Annotated in this window: 11 protein-coding genes; 8 read left to right on the top strand and 3 right to left on the bottom strand. The window is 65.3% G+C overall.

Annotated elements, in window-relative coordinates:
• The first annotated feature begins 2 nt into the window (after window positions 1-2).
• From ACSYG9_RS13595 to ACSYG9_RS13570, 6 genes are all read left to right on the top strand, one after another.
• Complete coding sequence (locus tag ACSYG9_RS13595; RefSeq protein WP_440123039.1) at window positions 3-1628, top strand: long-chain-fatty-acid--CoA ligase; 1626 nt, start codon at window positions 3-5, stop codon at window positions 1626-1628.
• A 237-nt stretch (window positions 1629-1865) separates the two neighbouring features.
• Window positions 1866-2372, top strand: coding sequence for an MCE family protein (locus tag ACSYG9_RS13590; RefSeq protein WP_440123038.1), 507 nt, complete (start codon window positions 1866-1868; stop codon window positions 2370-2372).
• Window positions 2369-3388 (top strand): MCE family protein, encoded by a 1020-nt coding sequence (locus ACSYG9_RS13585; RefSeq protein WP_440123037.1) that lies wholly within the window; start codon window positions 2369-2371, stop codon window positions 3386-3388. The genes ACSYG9_RS13590 and ACSYG9_RS13585 overlap by 4 nt, the downstream gene beginning before the upstream one ends.
• Entirely contained in the window at window positions 3385-4617 is a 1233-nt protein-coding gene (locus ACSYG9_RS13580) for an MCE family protein (protein WP_440123036.1), read from the top strand. Before ACSYG9_RS13585 ends, ACSYG9_RS13580 begins: the two co-directional genes overlap by 4 nt.
• A complete protein-coding gene (locus tag ACSYG9_RS13575; protein ID WP_440123035.1) occupies window positions 4614-5708 on the top strand; it encodes an MCE family protein in 1095 nt (364 codons plus the stop codon). Before ACSYG9_RS13580 ends, ACSYG9_RS13575 begins: the two co-directional genes overlap by 4 nt.
• The gene (locus tag ACSYG9_RS13570) at window positions 5705-6916 is read left to right on the top strand and encodes an MCE family protein (RefSeq protein ID WP_454838678.1); all 1212 of its coding nucleotides are present in this window, start codon (window positions 5705-5707) and stop codon (window positions 6914-6916) included. Before ACSYG9_RS13575 ends, ACSYG9_RS13570 begins: the two co-directional genes overlap by 4 nt.
• Before the next feature lie 56 nt (window positions 6917-6972).
• Here ACSYG9_RS13570 and ACSYG9_RS13565 read toward each other — a convergent pair whose 3' ends face one another.
• A complete protein-coding gene (locus ACSYG9_RS13565; RefSeq protein WP_454838676.1) occupies window positions 6973-8106 on the bottom strand; it encodes a nitronate monooxygenase in 1134 nt (377 codons plus the stop codon).
• Window positions 8107-8265: 159 nt separating this feature from the next.
• Here ACSYG9_RS13565 and ACSYG9_RS13560 point away from each other — a divergent pair, with 159 nt between their 5' ends.
• Together ACSYG9_RS13560 and ACSYG9_RS13555 are read left to right on the top strand one after the other, a co-directional pair.
• Window positions 8266-9498, top strand: a complete 1233-nt coding sequence (locus ACSYG9_RS13560; RefSeq protein ID WP_440123032.1) for a DUF222 domain-containing protein — start codon at window positions 8266-8268, stop codon at window positions 9496-9498.
• 183 nt (window positions 9499-9681) lie between these two features.
• Window positions 9682-11166: an aldehyde dehydrogenase family protein gene (locus tag ACSYG9_RS13555; RefSeq protein WP_454838673.1), complete on the top strand. Its 1485-nt coding sequence runs from the start codon at window positions 9682-9684 to the stop codon at window positions 11164-11166.
• A 17-nt stretch (window positions 11167-11183) separates the two neighbouring features.
• Here ACSYG9_RS13555 and ACSYG9_RS13550 read toward each other — a convergent pair whose 3' ends face one another.
• The gene (locus ACSYG9_RS13550; RefSeq protein WP_454838671.1) at window positions 11184-12431 is read right to left on the bottom strand and encodes a CaiB/BaiF CoA transferase family protein; all 1248 of its coding nucleotides are present in this window, start codon (window positions 12429-12431) and stop codon (window positions 11184-11186) included.
• A gap of 21 nt (window positions 12432-12452) precedes the next feature.
• Window positions 12453-13937 carry an aldehyde dehydrogenase family protein gene (locus tag ACSYG9_RS13545; protein ID WP_454838669.1) on the bottom strand — a complete coding sequence of 495 codons (1485 nt, stop codon included), beginning with the start codon at window positions 13935-13937 and terminating at the stop codon, window positions 12453-12455.

The raw sequence follows: 13937 nt of genomic DNA, 5'->3' as shown, positions 1-13937 counted from the left end.
CCATGCCCGACACCGTTACCGCCCTCCTCGGCCGACTGGCCGAGGTCGACGACCGCGGAATGTGGTTCGAGGATGCCTTCGTCTCGTGGAGGGCGCACGTCGCACTTTCCCACGATCGAGCAGCGATGCTGCGCGAGACGCTCGATCCGTCGCGTCCGCGCCATTTCGGCGTGCTGCTCGACAACGTGCCGGAGTTCTCGCTGCTGCTCGGGGCAGCGGCGTTCTCGGGGTCCGTGGTTGCCGGCCTGAACACCACTCGGCGGGGTGAGGCGCTCGCCCGCGACATCCTGCTTGCGGATTGTCAGGTGGTGTTCACCGAGACCGCACACATCGGACTTCTCACCGGACTCGATCTTCCCGGTGTGCGGGTGATCGACATCGATTCCGACGAGTGGCACGCCGCGATCGCCCCGTACGAGGGCTCCGATCAGGTCGTCGACGACATCGCGCCCGACGATCTCTTCATGTTGATCTTCACTTCCGGCACCAGCGGAGACCCGAAGGCCGTGCGATGCACGCACGCGAAGATCACCGATCCCGGGACGATGCTGGCCGGGAGGTTCGGCCTGGGGCCGGCCGACACGGTCTATCTCTCGATGCCGATGTTCCATTCGAACGCCATGATGGCAGGCTGGGGCGTGGCGTTGGGCGCTCGGAGCGGAATCGCGTTGCGTCGACGGTTCTCCGCGTCCGGGTTCCTGCCCGACCTGCGGAAATTCGGAGTCACATACGCGAACTACGTGGGAAAGCCGCTGTCCTACGTCGTCGCCACACCCGAACGACCCGATGACGCCGACAATCCACTACGCATCATGTACGGCAACGAGGGCAGTGCGCCCGCGGTCGCGGAATTCGGCCGTCGATTCGACGCGACCGTCGTGGACGGATTCGGTTCCACCGAGGGCGGAATCGCGATCCGCGCAACCGTCGGCAGGCCCGCCGGGTCGCTGGGACTGCTTCCCGATGGCATCGAGATCCTCGATACCGAAACCGGGCTGCCGTGTCCGCCGGCAGTGTTCGACGACGACGGGCGGATCGTCAATGCCGACGAGGCTACCGGGGAGCTGGTCAACTCGGATGGCGCAGGTGCGTTCGCGGGGTACTACAAGAACCCCGAGGCCGATGCCGAGCGGCTGAGGAACGGCCGCTACCACAGTGGCGATCTCGCATACCGTGACGCCGAGGGGTTCGTGTACTTTGCGGGTCGCAGTTCGGGATGGCTACGCGTGGACGGCGAGAACCTCGGTGCTGCACCCATCGAACGGGTACTGTCACGGTACCCAGGGTTCGCGCAGGTGTCGGTGTACGCCGTGCCCGACCGCTTCGTGGGCGACCGGGTGATGATCGCGGTGGTCCCCGCTGTCGATGACGAGTTCGATCCGGCTGCCTTTGCCGAATTCCTCGATACTCGAGCGGATCTCGGGCCGAAACAGCTCCCGACGTTCGTCAGGGTCGCCCGCAGCCTTCCCCACACGGCAACGTTCAAGATTCTCACGCGCACACTCTCCGCCGAACGATGGCACTGCACGGACCCCGTCTGGGTGCGGGAGAAGGCCGAAAGTGAATTCCGCCTGTTGACAGCAGAACTCGCACAGCTCCTCGACCAGGATCCCTCCGTGTCCGCATAGGTTTCCTTATGGGCAGCGGCATCGCCGCTGACGCTTGTCGCCTCACATACCCTGAGGTATGGTTTCTCGGAACCCTGGTTCGAGAGCCTGATCCGTGGGGGGAGGCGAAAACACCGATGGTTTCGATTACCCGAAACACGGTGCCGCGAAATATTGCGCGCGCACTCGGCGGCTTCTACGCGCTGTCGCTCGATGCGTTCACCGGCCTGTTCCGTGCTACAGGGCCAGGGCGGATCTGTGGAATCGATTCTCGTACACGCGGCGTCGGTCACTTCGAGCATCGCCGACCGCGATGCTCTCGTCGGCCAGGTGATCGCGAACCTCGACTCGGTGCTGGCAAACCTTGCCGCCCACCGCGACACGTTCGACACCGCCCTCGAGCGCGCACACCAAATCGCGTCCGGTCTCGCTCGGGACAGCACACTGCTCGCCGACTCCGTCGTCCATATCGACGCCGCCGGCGCTGAGGTGGCCGCGCTCCTCGCCGAGGCTCGTGCCCCACTGGCGGGGACGATCAGCGAAACAGGAAACTTGGCAACACTACTCGACTCGCGTAGCGATACCATCGAGCAGTTGACCACCGAACTTCCCGAGGCGTATGCCTCACTCACCCGCCTCGGCGCGTACGGCGGATTCTTCAACTACTACCTGTGCGGCATGCTCATCAAGGTCAGCGATCCCTCCGGGAACACCATCAGCTCTCCCCTGTTCGGGCAGACCACGGGCAGGTGTGCTCCGCAATGACTCAATTCCGTGAGATGAATCAGGTTCGCGTCGGCGTCGTCGGCTCCGTTGCAGTCATCGCTCTGATGTTGTGCGCCTTGAGTATCCAGTCGCTTCCGTTCCTCGACCACGGCACCACCTACCGTGCCAGGTTCGTCGACGCCGGCGGACTGAACACCGGCGACGCTGTGCAGGTGTCCGGCAAGGACGCCGGGCGGGTCACCGACATCGAGATCGACCACGACGCCGTCGCCGTCACCTTCACTGTCACCGACGACGTCGTCCTCGGCACCGACACCACCGTCGAGATCGCAACGGCCACTGCACTCGGCGCGCGGCACCTGCGTGTGCGTCCCGCCGGACCCGGAACCCTCGACCCCGACACCACCCTCGACGTCGACCACACCACTGCTCCGTATCAGCTCACCGATGCCCTCGGCGATCTCACCGAGACCGCAGCAGAACTCGACGCCGAACAACTGCGCGCCTCCATGGACGTCCTGTCGGACACCCTGCGCGACACCCCCGACGACGTCGCCGCCGCCCTCGACGGAGTCATGCGGCTCTCCGACACGGTGGCCTCCCGCGACGAATCCCTGCGCGAATTACTCCGGCACGCCGAAGAAGTCACCACCGTGCTCGCCGAGCGCAGTACCGCAATCGATTCGCTGATAGTCGACGCGGATCGCATTCTCGCCGAACTCGACCGCCGTCGCAGTTCTCTCGACACCCTGTTCGCCAACGTGCAGGCGTTGTCGGTCGAGATCGGAAACCTCATCGTCGACAACGAAGCCCAACTGGCTCCGACACTGCAGAAGGTCAACTCGGTGCTCGACATCCTCACGCGCAACCGCGACGACATCGCCCTGGCGATCCAACGGCTCGGCCCGTACGCAACCGAACTCGGTGAAGCGGTGGCATCGGGCCCGTTCTTCAACTCGTACATCCAGAATCTACTGCCCGCGCAGATCATCGAACCCGCGCTCACCGCCGCACTCGAGGGTGCGGGTATCGCCCCGGTCGGAGGTGGACGATGACCCGTCTACGTCCCCTTCTCACCTGGCTCGTTCCCCTGGTTGTGCTGGCAATCGTCGCGGTGCTGTCGTTCACGGTGGCGCCGTGGCGTTCGTCGGTCGAATACGCCGCCGAATTCGATACGAGTCGCGGCCTGTACGTCGGCGACGACGTGCGGGTGATGGGCGTCGAGGTCGGGCGGGTCACCGATATCGAACCGCGCGGCAACCACGTTCTCGTCACCTTCACCTCCGATCGGCCCATACCCTCAGACGCGCAGGCCGCGTTCATCGCCCCGACGCTGGTCTCGGCGCGCTTCGTGCAGCTCACACCCGCGTACACGGGCGGGCCAGAACTCACCCCCGGAGCCGTAGTCCCGCTCGAGCGCACGGCTGTGCCCGTCGAATGGGATGAGATCACCGAACAACTGACCCGGTTGACCACCGAACTCGGGCCGACCGTCGACGACCCGCAGGGCCCTCTCGGAGAGGTCCTCGACACCGCTGCCGCCAACGTCGAGGGGCAGGGTCCGGCGATGCGCGCGTCCCTCGAGCAGTTGTCCGCTGCGCTGCGCACCATCTCGGACGGACGTGAAGACATGTTCGGCACCATCGGGAATCTCCAGGTGTTCGTGGAGGCACTGTCGCTCAGCAGCGACCAGATCGTCTCTCTTCACACCCATCTCGCATCCGTGACGCAGACTCTCGACGACAACCGCGACGACATGGGTGCCGCGCTCGCCACCCTCGACACGGTGCTCGTCGACGTCGAACGCTTCGTGCGTGACAACCGCGGGAACATCGACACGACGTTCGATCGCACCGCCGCGCTCACCGAGACACTCGCAGCGCAGCGCGACGGCATTGCACAGGTCTTGCATGTCGCGCCGACCGCATTGTCGAACCTGCAGAGCATCTACCAGCCCGCCCACAACACCGTGGTGTCCGCACTGGCACTGTCGAACTTCGCCAATCCGGCCCAGTTCGTGTGCTCGGCCCTTGCCGCCGCGGAGCAGGTCGACGCCCACACCGGTTCCGAACTGTGCGTGCAGTACCTCGGCCCAATCCTGCCACTGCTCACGATGGACTACCCGCCCGTGCGCATCAATCCCACTCGCGGGGTCGGGGCACTGCCCGATCAGCTGGTGTACACCGAACCCGATCTTGCGCCGCAAGCAGGTGTCGCTCCACCGCCTGCGCCGGTGGTCGCTCCACTCGACCTCGCCGACCTCCTGCTCCCGGGGGCACCGTGACCGCACGACTGTCGAAGATCGCGCTTGCTCTGATGTGCACCGTGCTGGTCGCGGGGTGCGAGTGGCGCGGATTGAACTCCCTGGAGTTACCGGGGACCCACGGCCGAGGGGACGGCGCGTACGCGGTTGTGATCGAAATGCCGGACGTTACTACCCTCGAGCGTAATTCGCGTGTACGGGTCGGCGACGTCACCGTCGGGCGGGTCGCCGATCTGCAGCTCGCCGACGGGCATGCAGTAGTAACGGTGATGATCGACGGAGGCACCGAGCTTCCCGCCAATGCGATTGCGAAGATCGGGCAGACCAGCCTGCTCGGATCCGCGCACGTCGAGCTCGGTGCGCCGACAGCCGAAGCCCCACAGGGCCGGCTCGGGGACGGAGACATCATTCCGCTCAACCGGGCAGGATTATTCCCCACGACCGAGCAGACCCTGTCGTCACTGTCGCTGGTCCTCAGCGGCGGCGGTCTCGCGCAGGCGCAGGAGATCAGCCGCGAACTGAACACCGCACTCGACGGACGCCAGGAGTCGGCGCGGGCACTGATCACCCGACTCGACACCGTGCTCGCTGGGCTCGACGGTCAGAAGGAACAGATCATCGGGACGATCGAATCCGTCGACACCCTCGCCGCGGAAGTCGCCGAGCACAACCAGCGGCTGGCGGCCGCTACCGATCAGCTGGCCCCCACTCTCGAGGTGTTGAGCGAGCAGCGTGAAGATCTGACACGTGCCGTCGACTCGCTGGGGCAGTTCGGCCGTGTCGCCACGGAAGTCGTCGAAGCCGGCGGCGACAACGCCATCGCGAATCTCCGCGACCTCGAGCCGGTACTCGCGGCGCTCGCGGGCACGGGCGATTCGCTGACCGAGTCGCTGCGCTACCTGCTGACATTCCCCTTCCCGATCGACACCTACAAGAACGCGGTCCGCGGCGACTATGCAAACGGCACGGTCATTCTCGACCTCACGCTCCCGACGCTCGAGAACGCACTGCTGCTCGGGACGCCGTTCGAGGGGGCCTTGACCGGGACGGACCGTCCGATCCCCGACCTCGTATCGCTGCTGGTTCCGCCCACCGAGGAGGAGACCCGATGAGTCCCACCGCAGCCCTACGTGCCCGGCTGATCGTGTTCTTCACGATCGGCATCGCCGCGGTGCTGGCGGTGGCGTTGTGGGTCGTGAATCTGCCGCAGCTTGTCGGGGTCGGCAGGTACGAGGTTCGCGTCGAACTTGTCGATGCCGCAGGCCTGTATCCGTCGGCGAATGTCACCTATCGGGGATTCGAAATAGGGCGGGTGACCGAGGTCGCGATGACCACGTCCGGGGCCGAAGCCGTCCTCTCGCTCGATTCCGGGGTTGCCGTGCCGATGGATGCACCGGCACAGGTCCGCAGCATGTCGGCGGTGGGTGAGCAGTACCTCGAGTTCCTGCCCGGGAACGAGGAGGGTCCGTACCTGAGCGACGGCGCCGTCGTCGCCGCAGCGCAGGTGTCACTTCCCGAGCCGATCGCCGGGGCCCTCGACCAACTCGACGAGACACTGCAGTCCGTCGGGAACGACCGGCTTGCGACTCTCCTCGACGAAACCTACACGGCTGTAGGCGAATCGGATGAAGACCTGCGAACCCTGATCGACGCGGCAGCGGCGGTCAGTGCTGATGGGGCCGACAGCGCCGACGCCATCGCGGCGCTGCTCGATCAGGCGGGTCCCCTGCTCGAAACGAACGTCGCGGCATCGGAGTCGATCACGCAATGGGCGAGCGCCCTCGCGGGAACCACCGCGCAACTGCGCGACTCCGATGCGGACATTCGCGCGCTGCTCGATGTCGCAGCGCCCGCCGCTGGGCAGGTGCAGGCGATGTTCGAGGAGATGGAGCCGACGATGCCGCTGCTGCTCGCGAACCTGATCACCGTCGAACAGGTTGCGGCCGTGTACCGGCCGTCGCTCGAGCAGATGCTGGTGCTGTTCCCCTCGATCATGGCGTCGACGCAATCGGCAGCGCTCCCGAACGCCGACAATCCGGCGCAGAACACGTTCTTCGTCAACTCCTACAACGACCCGCCGCCGTGTATCGAGGGCTTCCTTCCGCCCGAGCAGAGGCGTTCACCGACGGAACTCGATGTGCCCGAGACGCCGTCGGATCTGTATTGCAAGCTGCCGGCGGATTCGCCGATTGCGGTGCGGGGAGCCAGGAACATGCCGTGCATCGAGTACCCGGGCCGACGAGCCGCGACCGTGCAGTTGTGCCGCGACGGCGGAGGTTCGGCGACGAACCTCGGGGAGCTTATGACACCACCGGCATAACCGCCGGTGCGTGGTTCCGGTAGCCCCCGCTACCAGAACCACGCACGGGTGGAGTTCTATGCGTTCGCGGCGTCGTTCAACCTTTCGAGTGTGCCGGTCGCGTCGAGGTACTCCTGCACCCACCGTTCGATGACCGCGGAGGTCTTCTCGACCTTCGTGAACTGCCCGACGACCTGACCCACCGGGTTGAAAGCGACATCGACGGACTCGTCCGGGTACTTGTGGGTGGCGGCAACAGCCATGCCGGAGACCATGTACTGCAAGGGCATACCGAGAGGCTTGGGGTTCTCCTCCTGCTCCCACGCCTCGGTCCAGTCGTTGCGCAGCATGCGGCAGGGCTTGCCGGTGAACGAGCGGCTACGCACGGTGTCGCGGCTGCCTGCCTTGATGTAGGCATCCTGCTGGACCGCCGTATTCTCGGCTTCCTCGACCATGAGCCACTGCGAACCCGACCAGACGCCCTGCGTGCCCAACGCCAGCGCAGCGGCGATCTGTTCGCCACTGCCGATGCCACCGGCAGCCAGTACCGGAACAGGCGCAACCTCCTTGACGACCTGCGGCCACAGAACAATCGAGCCGACCTCGCCGCAGTGTCCGCCGCCCTCGCCACCCTGGGCGATGATGATGTCGACTCCGGCATCCGCGTGCTTGCGGGCCTGGTACGGGGAACCGCACAGCGCCGCAACCTTGCGACCCGAGTCGTGGATGTGCGCGATCATGTCGGCAGGCGGAGTGCCGAGCGCGTTGGCGATGAGCGTGACCTTCGGATGCTGCAGTGCCACCTCGACCTGCGGCGTGGCGGTGGCCTCGGTCCAGCCGAGCAATTGCAACGCGTTATCGTCGTCGCCCTTGGGTACGGGGACACCGTGGTCGGTGAGGATTCCGCGGGCGAACTCGAGGGTTTCCTGCGGCACCATCGACTGCAGCATTTTCGTCAGCTCGTCGGCGGACAGGTCGGAATCCATACCCTCGTACTTGCCCGGGATTACGATGTCGACGCCGTACGTCCGGTCACCGATGTGCTCATCGATCCAGTTCAGTTCGATTTCGAGTTCTTCGGGCGTGAAGCCGACAGCGCCGAGAACGCCGAAGCCACCGGCCTTGGCCACGGCGACGACGACGTCGCGGCAGTGGGTGAATGCGAAGATCGGGAACTCGATGCCGAGCTGGTCGCATAGGGGTGTGTGCATTCAGCACTCCTCGAGAAGAGACGGTGAACAACTGAAACAAGTTCCACCATAGGTCCAGCGTGCCCGAATGAACATGCCCCGCAACACCGAACTGACCAGCATCGAACATGATTTCGAAAAGTACTTGTAAGTCGAATATATGTTCTATACAATTCGATCATGGGTGGGGATACCTGGAAATTCGATGACAAGCAGCTGATGTCCGAGACGCTCGCCGTCAGCGCCCAAATCCATGCGTCGCAGGTGCACCGCGTGGATCTGATGATCGCGCTGTTCGAACGCGACGCCGTCAAAGAACACGGGTACCGCAGCCCCGCGCACTGGTTGTGTGCCGCGACCAACCTCGAACTCGGTGAATGTCATCGCATCGAATCACTCGCGAAGCTGCTCCGGCTCGAACCGGAAGTCCGCGACGCCTACTCATCCGGGCTGCTCGATGCGGAGAAAGCGCGGCAGATCGCCTACTTCTGCCAGCACTACCCACGGAATATGAACCCGTGCGAGTTCGAGAAGGCCCGCGACATCCTCATCGACCACGCCAGCAAGACGGTCGCCACGAAAGCGACCGTGCGCGCCGTGATCCGCCGCCTCGAACACCTCTACGGCACGGGCGATGGTCCACCACCCGGTGAGGATTCCACCCGCAACGAGCTGTTCGTCTCCACCACTCTGCACGGGCGTGTGGTGATCAAAGGCGAGTTCGATGCCGTCACCGGCGCCCGCCTCCGGCACCTGCTCTCCCCGTTGGCCGCACCGAGGCCCGAAACGAACGGCATCAAAGACGACCGACCGGCATCCAAGCGCAACGCGGATGCGTTCGAGCAACTCCTGCAGTTCGTCGAAGCCGCCGGGCTCGTCCCGGTCGAAGGCGGCGTGAAACCGCACGTCACGGTCACCGCGTCGATCACGGATCTGACGAAGAACACCGCCGTCAAAGAACTCTTCGCGAACTCCCCAGAACAGGGATACGCAACCGAACCGTGGGCCGGACCGTTGTCGCTCGACGCCGCCCGGATGCTCGCCTGCGACTGCCAGGTCACACGGATCCTGCTCGACGAACACGGCGTGCCGCTCGCACACGGGCAGACGCGCCGCACCGCGTCCACCGCGCAACGCAGAGCCCTCGCGGTGCGGGATGGCGGGTGCGCCTTCCCCCACTGTTCGACACCACCGGCCTGGGCCGATGCCCATCATCTGACCCATTGGGTGGACGGCGGTGGCACCGACATCGACAATCTCGTGCTGCTATGCGGTCATCATCATCGGTTTATGCACCACACCGAGTGGGAAGTGGAGATGACCGAGGAGCGTCGGCCGCAGTTCATTCCTCCTGCGAGTGTGGACTTGTTCCGTAAGCCGATTCCGGGGAACAGACCGGATCTGGTCGCCTAGTTCTACAAAAGCAGCCACCGTCACCAGGGCACAGGTGTGCCCTGGCTGCGGTCGTGACCGTGTCCCGACGATTTCGCTGAATCACCTCGCCATCGATGACGTCGATATAGTCTCGCGACCGATTCCCGTCTTGATGTCGCGACATTGGCAAGCACCCGAACGCGTACAACCGAACGGAGCGATATGACGTCAGTACAGGACGACACCGGAATACTGGCCGGCGACGACCGCATGCTGATCGACGGCGAACTACAACACACCAGCAGCGGCGCCACATTCGACGTGATCCACCCCGGCACTGAAGAAGTCGTCGGCCACGCCACCGACGGCACCGTATCCGATATGGAACGCGCCATCGGCGCCGCACGTCGCGCCTTCGACACGACCGACTGGTCACGCGACGTCGAGTTCCGCTACCACTGCCTGAACCAACTGCATGAAGCGCTGACGAAGAACATCGAGCGCCTGCGCCGGATAGTGGTGACCGAAGTCGGTTGCCCGATCGGGGTGACATCGAGCCAGATCGAAGATCCGATCGAGGAAGTCAAGCACTGGGCCGAATACGGCCGCAGCTTCGACTATCTGCAGGACACAGGAATGCATCCCACTGTCATGGGCCCGGCGCGACGGCTCCTGCACTTCGACCCCGTCGGGGTCGTCGGCGCCATCACCCCGTGGAACGTGCCGTTCTATCTCAACGTCGCCGAGACGATGCCTGCACTGATGGCAGGCAACGCCGTCGTCCTCAAGCCTGCACAGCTCACCCCGTGGTCCGGCAGCGAACTGGGACGCATCGTCGCCGAGGAGACCGATATTCCGCCGGGCGTGTTCAACGTCGTGCTGTCGAACGCCAACGAGGTGGGCGCCGCGTTGTCGGCAGATCCACGGGTCGACATGATCACCTTCACCGGTTCGACGGCGACCGGGCGAGCCATCCTGGCGGCCGCCGCGCCCACGGTCAAGAAAACGATGCTCGAACTCGGTGGCAAATCCGCTCACATCGTGCTCGACGACGCCGACCTGGGCGCGTCGCTTCCCATGGCAGCCGTGATGGCATGTGTGATGTCGGGGCAGAGCTGCATCCTGCCCAGCCGGATCCTGTTACCGCGCAGCCGCTACGACGAAGGCATCGCGGTGCTGAAGGCCACGATGGAATCGTTCCCGGTGGGCGATCCGTGGGTTCCCGGCACCATGCAGGGACCGCAGATCAGCGAAACCCAGCGTCAGAAGGTACTCGGCCTGATCACCGACGGTGTCGAATCCGGCGCGACCCTCATCACCGGCGGCGGTATCCCGGAGGATCTGCCGACGGGCTATTTCACCCAGCCGACGCTGCTGGGCGACGTCGATCCCAATTCACGCGTCGCGCAGGAAGAGATCTTCGGCCCGGTACTGACCGTCACCGCCTACGACACCGATGACGACGCCATTGCGATCGCCAACAATTCGATCTACGGCTTGTCCGGTGAGGTGAGCAGCGCCGACAACGATCGGGCGCTGGCCGTCGCGCAGCGCATGCGCACCGGCAGTGTCACCGTCAACGGAAAGTCCTTCTTCGGGATCACGAGCCCGTTCGGTGGCACCAAACAGAGCGGACTCGGCCGACGCAACGGCACGCAGGGTTTCGAAGAGTACCTCGAAATCAAGACAATCGGACTGCCCGGCTGAACGAGAACCGACTGCGCTCAGATCACGCCGCGCTCGCGCAGATCGGCGCGCTCGCCTTCGGTCACGCCCAGCAGGTCGCCGTAGACGGCGGCGTTGTCGTAGCCGGCGATCGGCGGACCTGCACGACGTACCGAACTCGGGGTGTCGGCCAAGCGCGGCACCACCCCCGGTCCGAGAACATCGAGGCCGGTGCGTTCGTCATGATGGGAGACCAGCATGTCGCGCGCCCGGAACTGGTCGTCGGCGACCACTTCGGCCACCGTATTGACGGGCCCTGCAACGACACCGGAGGCCGACAGGTGTTCGAGCAGCTCGGTGAGGGGCCATGTGGCGGCCCACGCGCCGATGAGATCGTCGAGGTCGTCCTGATTCACACCACGCGCAAGGTGGTCGGCGAACTTCGCATCGTCGGCCAGTTCCGGGCGATCCATAGCCGCGCACAGGCGCCGGAAGACGGTGTCCTGGTTGGCCGCGATGACGATCCACATGTCGTCGGCGGTGCGGTACAGATTCGACGGCGCGATGCCCTCGAGCCTGGTGCCGGACGGTCCTCGCACCACCCCGGCAGCGTCGTAGTCGGGAATGACCGATTCCTGAACGGCCAAGCACGCTTCGGTCAGCGCCACGTCGACGATCTGCCCGCGCCCCGTCCGCTCGCGGCTCAGCAGCGCGGCAAGCACACCTTGGACGGCGAACATGCCGCCGAGCGTGTCGCCGAGTGACAGCGCGAGCCGCGGCGGCGCCTGACCGGGATAGCCGTTCAGGTGCCGCAGACCGCTTTCCGCCTCTGCGACCGAGGCATATCCGGCGTGTCCGGCTCTGGGGCCGGTCTGCCCGTATCCAGACACACGCGCAAGGACGATCCCAGGGTTGACCTCGGAGAGCACGTCGAAGCCGAGGCCCCATTTCTCGAGTGTGCCGGGCCGGAAGTTCTCGACGACGACGTCGGATTCGGCGACCAGTCGGCGGAAGAGGTCCTGACCGTCGACCGACCTGAGATCGAGAGTGATGCACCGCTTGTTGCGTGCGTGCACGGTCCAGAAAAAGCGGTGACCATCACGCTCCCCCTGCCCCCAGGTGCGCAACGGGTCGGGACGCTTCGGATCCTCGATCTTGATGACGTCGGCGCCCATGTCGCCGAGCAACCGTCCCGCGAACGGACCGGCGATCAGAGTGCCCAGTTCGAGTACCCTGATCTCTCCGAGCGCACCGGATGCGGTCTGCTCTGTCGACTCGGTCGGTGTGCCTGCGGTATCCGTCGTCACTGAGTGTCCATTTCTTTCCGGTCAGTAGCCGAGGTGAACCGTCTTCTCCTCGGTGAACGCCTCGAGGCCGCTGCGCCCGAGCTCACGCCCGATGCCGCTCGCGTCGCGACCACCCCAGGGTAGTGCCGGATCGGGTACACCCCAGCCATTGACCCACACGGTGCCGACCCTCAGCTGCGGAATCACGCTGTGCACCGTCGAGAGACCCTGGCTGAAGATGAAGGCATTGAGGCCGTACTGCGTCGCGTTCGCGAGACGGATGGCCTCTTCCGTGGTCTTGAAGGTGATGACGGTCGCGACGGGCCCGAAGATCTCCTCTCGCGCGATCGTCAGATCGTTGGTGCCGCGGAACACCGTGGGCTGCACGAAAAAGCCCTTGTCGCCTACGCGGGCGCCGCCGGTGAGCAGATCGGCACCTTCACTCTTGCCCTTCTCGATGTACCCGAGAATGCGGTCGAGTTGCTTGCGGTTGACGATCGTGCCCTGGGTGGTTCCCGCGTCGAACGGATCACCGATCACTGCGGCACGTGCGAATTCGACGAGGCCCTCGATGACCTGGTCGGCGACGGACTCGTGCACGATCACGCGGGTGCCCGCCGCACATACCTGCCCCTGGTGATAGAAGTTGCCCATCGCGATCCACGGCAGCGACGCTTCGAGGTCGGCGTCCGGGAAGATCAGCTGCGGGGCCTTGCCACCCAGCTCCAAAGTGACCTTCCGGAACTTCTCGCCCGCAAGCGAGGTGATGGTCTTGCCGACGGCGGGGCTGCCGGTGAAGGTGATCTTGTCGATGCCCTGGTGCGCAGCAAGCGCAGCTCCTGCCTCCGGCCCCAGGCCGGGGACGACGTTGAACGCCCCGTCCGGCACGCCGGCTTCGGCAAGCAGGTCGGCGAGTTTCAGCACTGCAAGGGAAGCATCCTCGGCGGGCTTGACGACGACCGAGCAACCCGCTGCCAGCGCAGGTGCGATCTTCCACGCTGCAACCACGGTCGGGTTGTTCCACGGCGTGATCGCACCGACCACCCCGAGTGGCTGGCGGAGGGTGAAGCCGAAGCGGTGCTGCGGTCCGACGTCCGGGAGGATCATCGCTTCGCCGGCGATCTTGTCGGCCCAGCCCGCGTAGTGCCGGAACGATGCTGCCGCCGCGGGAATGTCGCCCGCGACGGTATCGGCGTACAGCTTGCCCATCTCCGCCGTCTCGAGCGCTGACAACTCTGCGGCATGTTGCTCGATGAGATCTGCCGCGCGCGAGAGGACTCTGCCGCGTTCGGCACCGGCCATACGAGACCACGCACCCGAGTCGAACGTGTCGCGGGCGGCGTCGACGGCGGCGTCGATGTCCTCGGCGCCGCCGCGTGCGATCTCGGCGACGATCTCTTCGTCGGCCGGGTTGATGGACGAGAACGTCTCGCCGGACCGGGCCGGAACCGCCCGGCCGCCGATGCGCAGAAGTGTGTCCGGCACGACGACCGGGGCGGGAATGACGGGAGCTGCAGTGTCGGTCAT

It is taken from the genome of Rhodococcus sp. SJ-2 (genome assembly GCF_053750035.1).
Note: the sequence above shows the minus strand (reverse complement) of the source record. Positions and strands in the feature narration are given on the sequence as shown.

Bases quoted from the DNA above. Each gene is read 5' to 3' on its own strand.
- ACSYG9_RS13595 (WP_440123039.1), top strand. From the start codon at position 3: ATGCCCGACACCGTTACCGCCCTCCTCGGCCGACTGGCCGAGGTCGAC.
- ACSYG9_RS13585 (WP_440123037.1), top strand. From the start codon at position 2,369: ATGACTCAATTCCGTGAGATGAATCAGGTTCGCGTCGGCGTCGTCGGC.
- ACSYG9_RS13580 (WP_440123036.1), top strand. From the start codon at position 3,385: ATGACCCGTCTACGTCCCCTTCTCACCTGGCTCGTTCCCCTGGTTGTG.
- ACSYG9_RS13570 (WP_454838678.1), top strand. From the start codon at position 5,705: ATGAGTCCCACCGCAGCCCTACGTGCCCGGCTGATCGTGTTCTTCACG.
- ACSYG9_RS13565 (WP_454838676.1), bottom strand. From the start codon at position 8,106: ATGCACACACCCCTATGCGACCAGCTCGGCATCGAGTTCCCGATCTTC.
- ACSYG9_RS13560 (WP_440123032.1), top strand. From the start codon at position 8,266: ATGGGTGGGGATACCTGGAAATTCGATGACAAGCAGCTGATGTCCGAG.
- ACSYG9_RS13555 (WP_454838673.1), top strand. From the start codon at position 9,682: ATGACGTCAGTACAGGACGACACCGGAATACTGGCCGGCGACGACCGC.
- ACSYG9_RS13545 (WP_454838669.1), bottom strand. From the start codon at position 13,937: ATGACCGACACTGCAGCTCCCGTCATTCCCGCCCCGGTCGTCGTGCCG.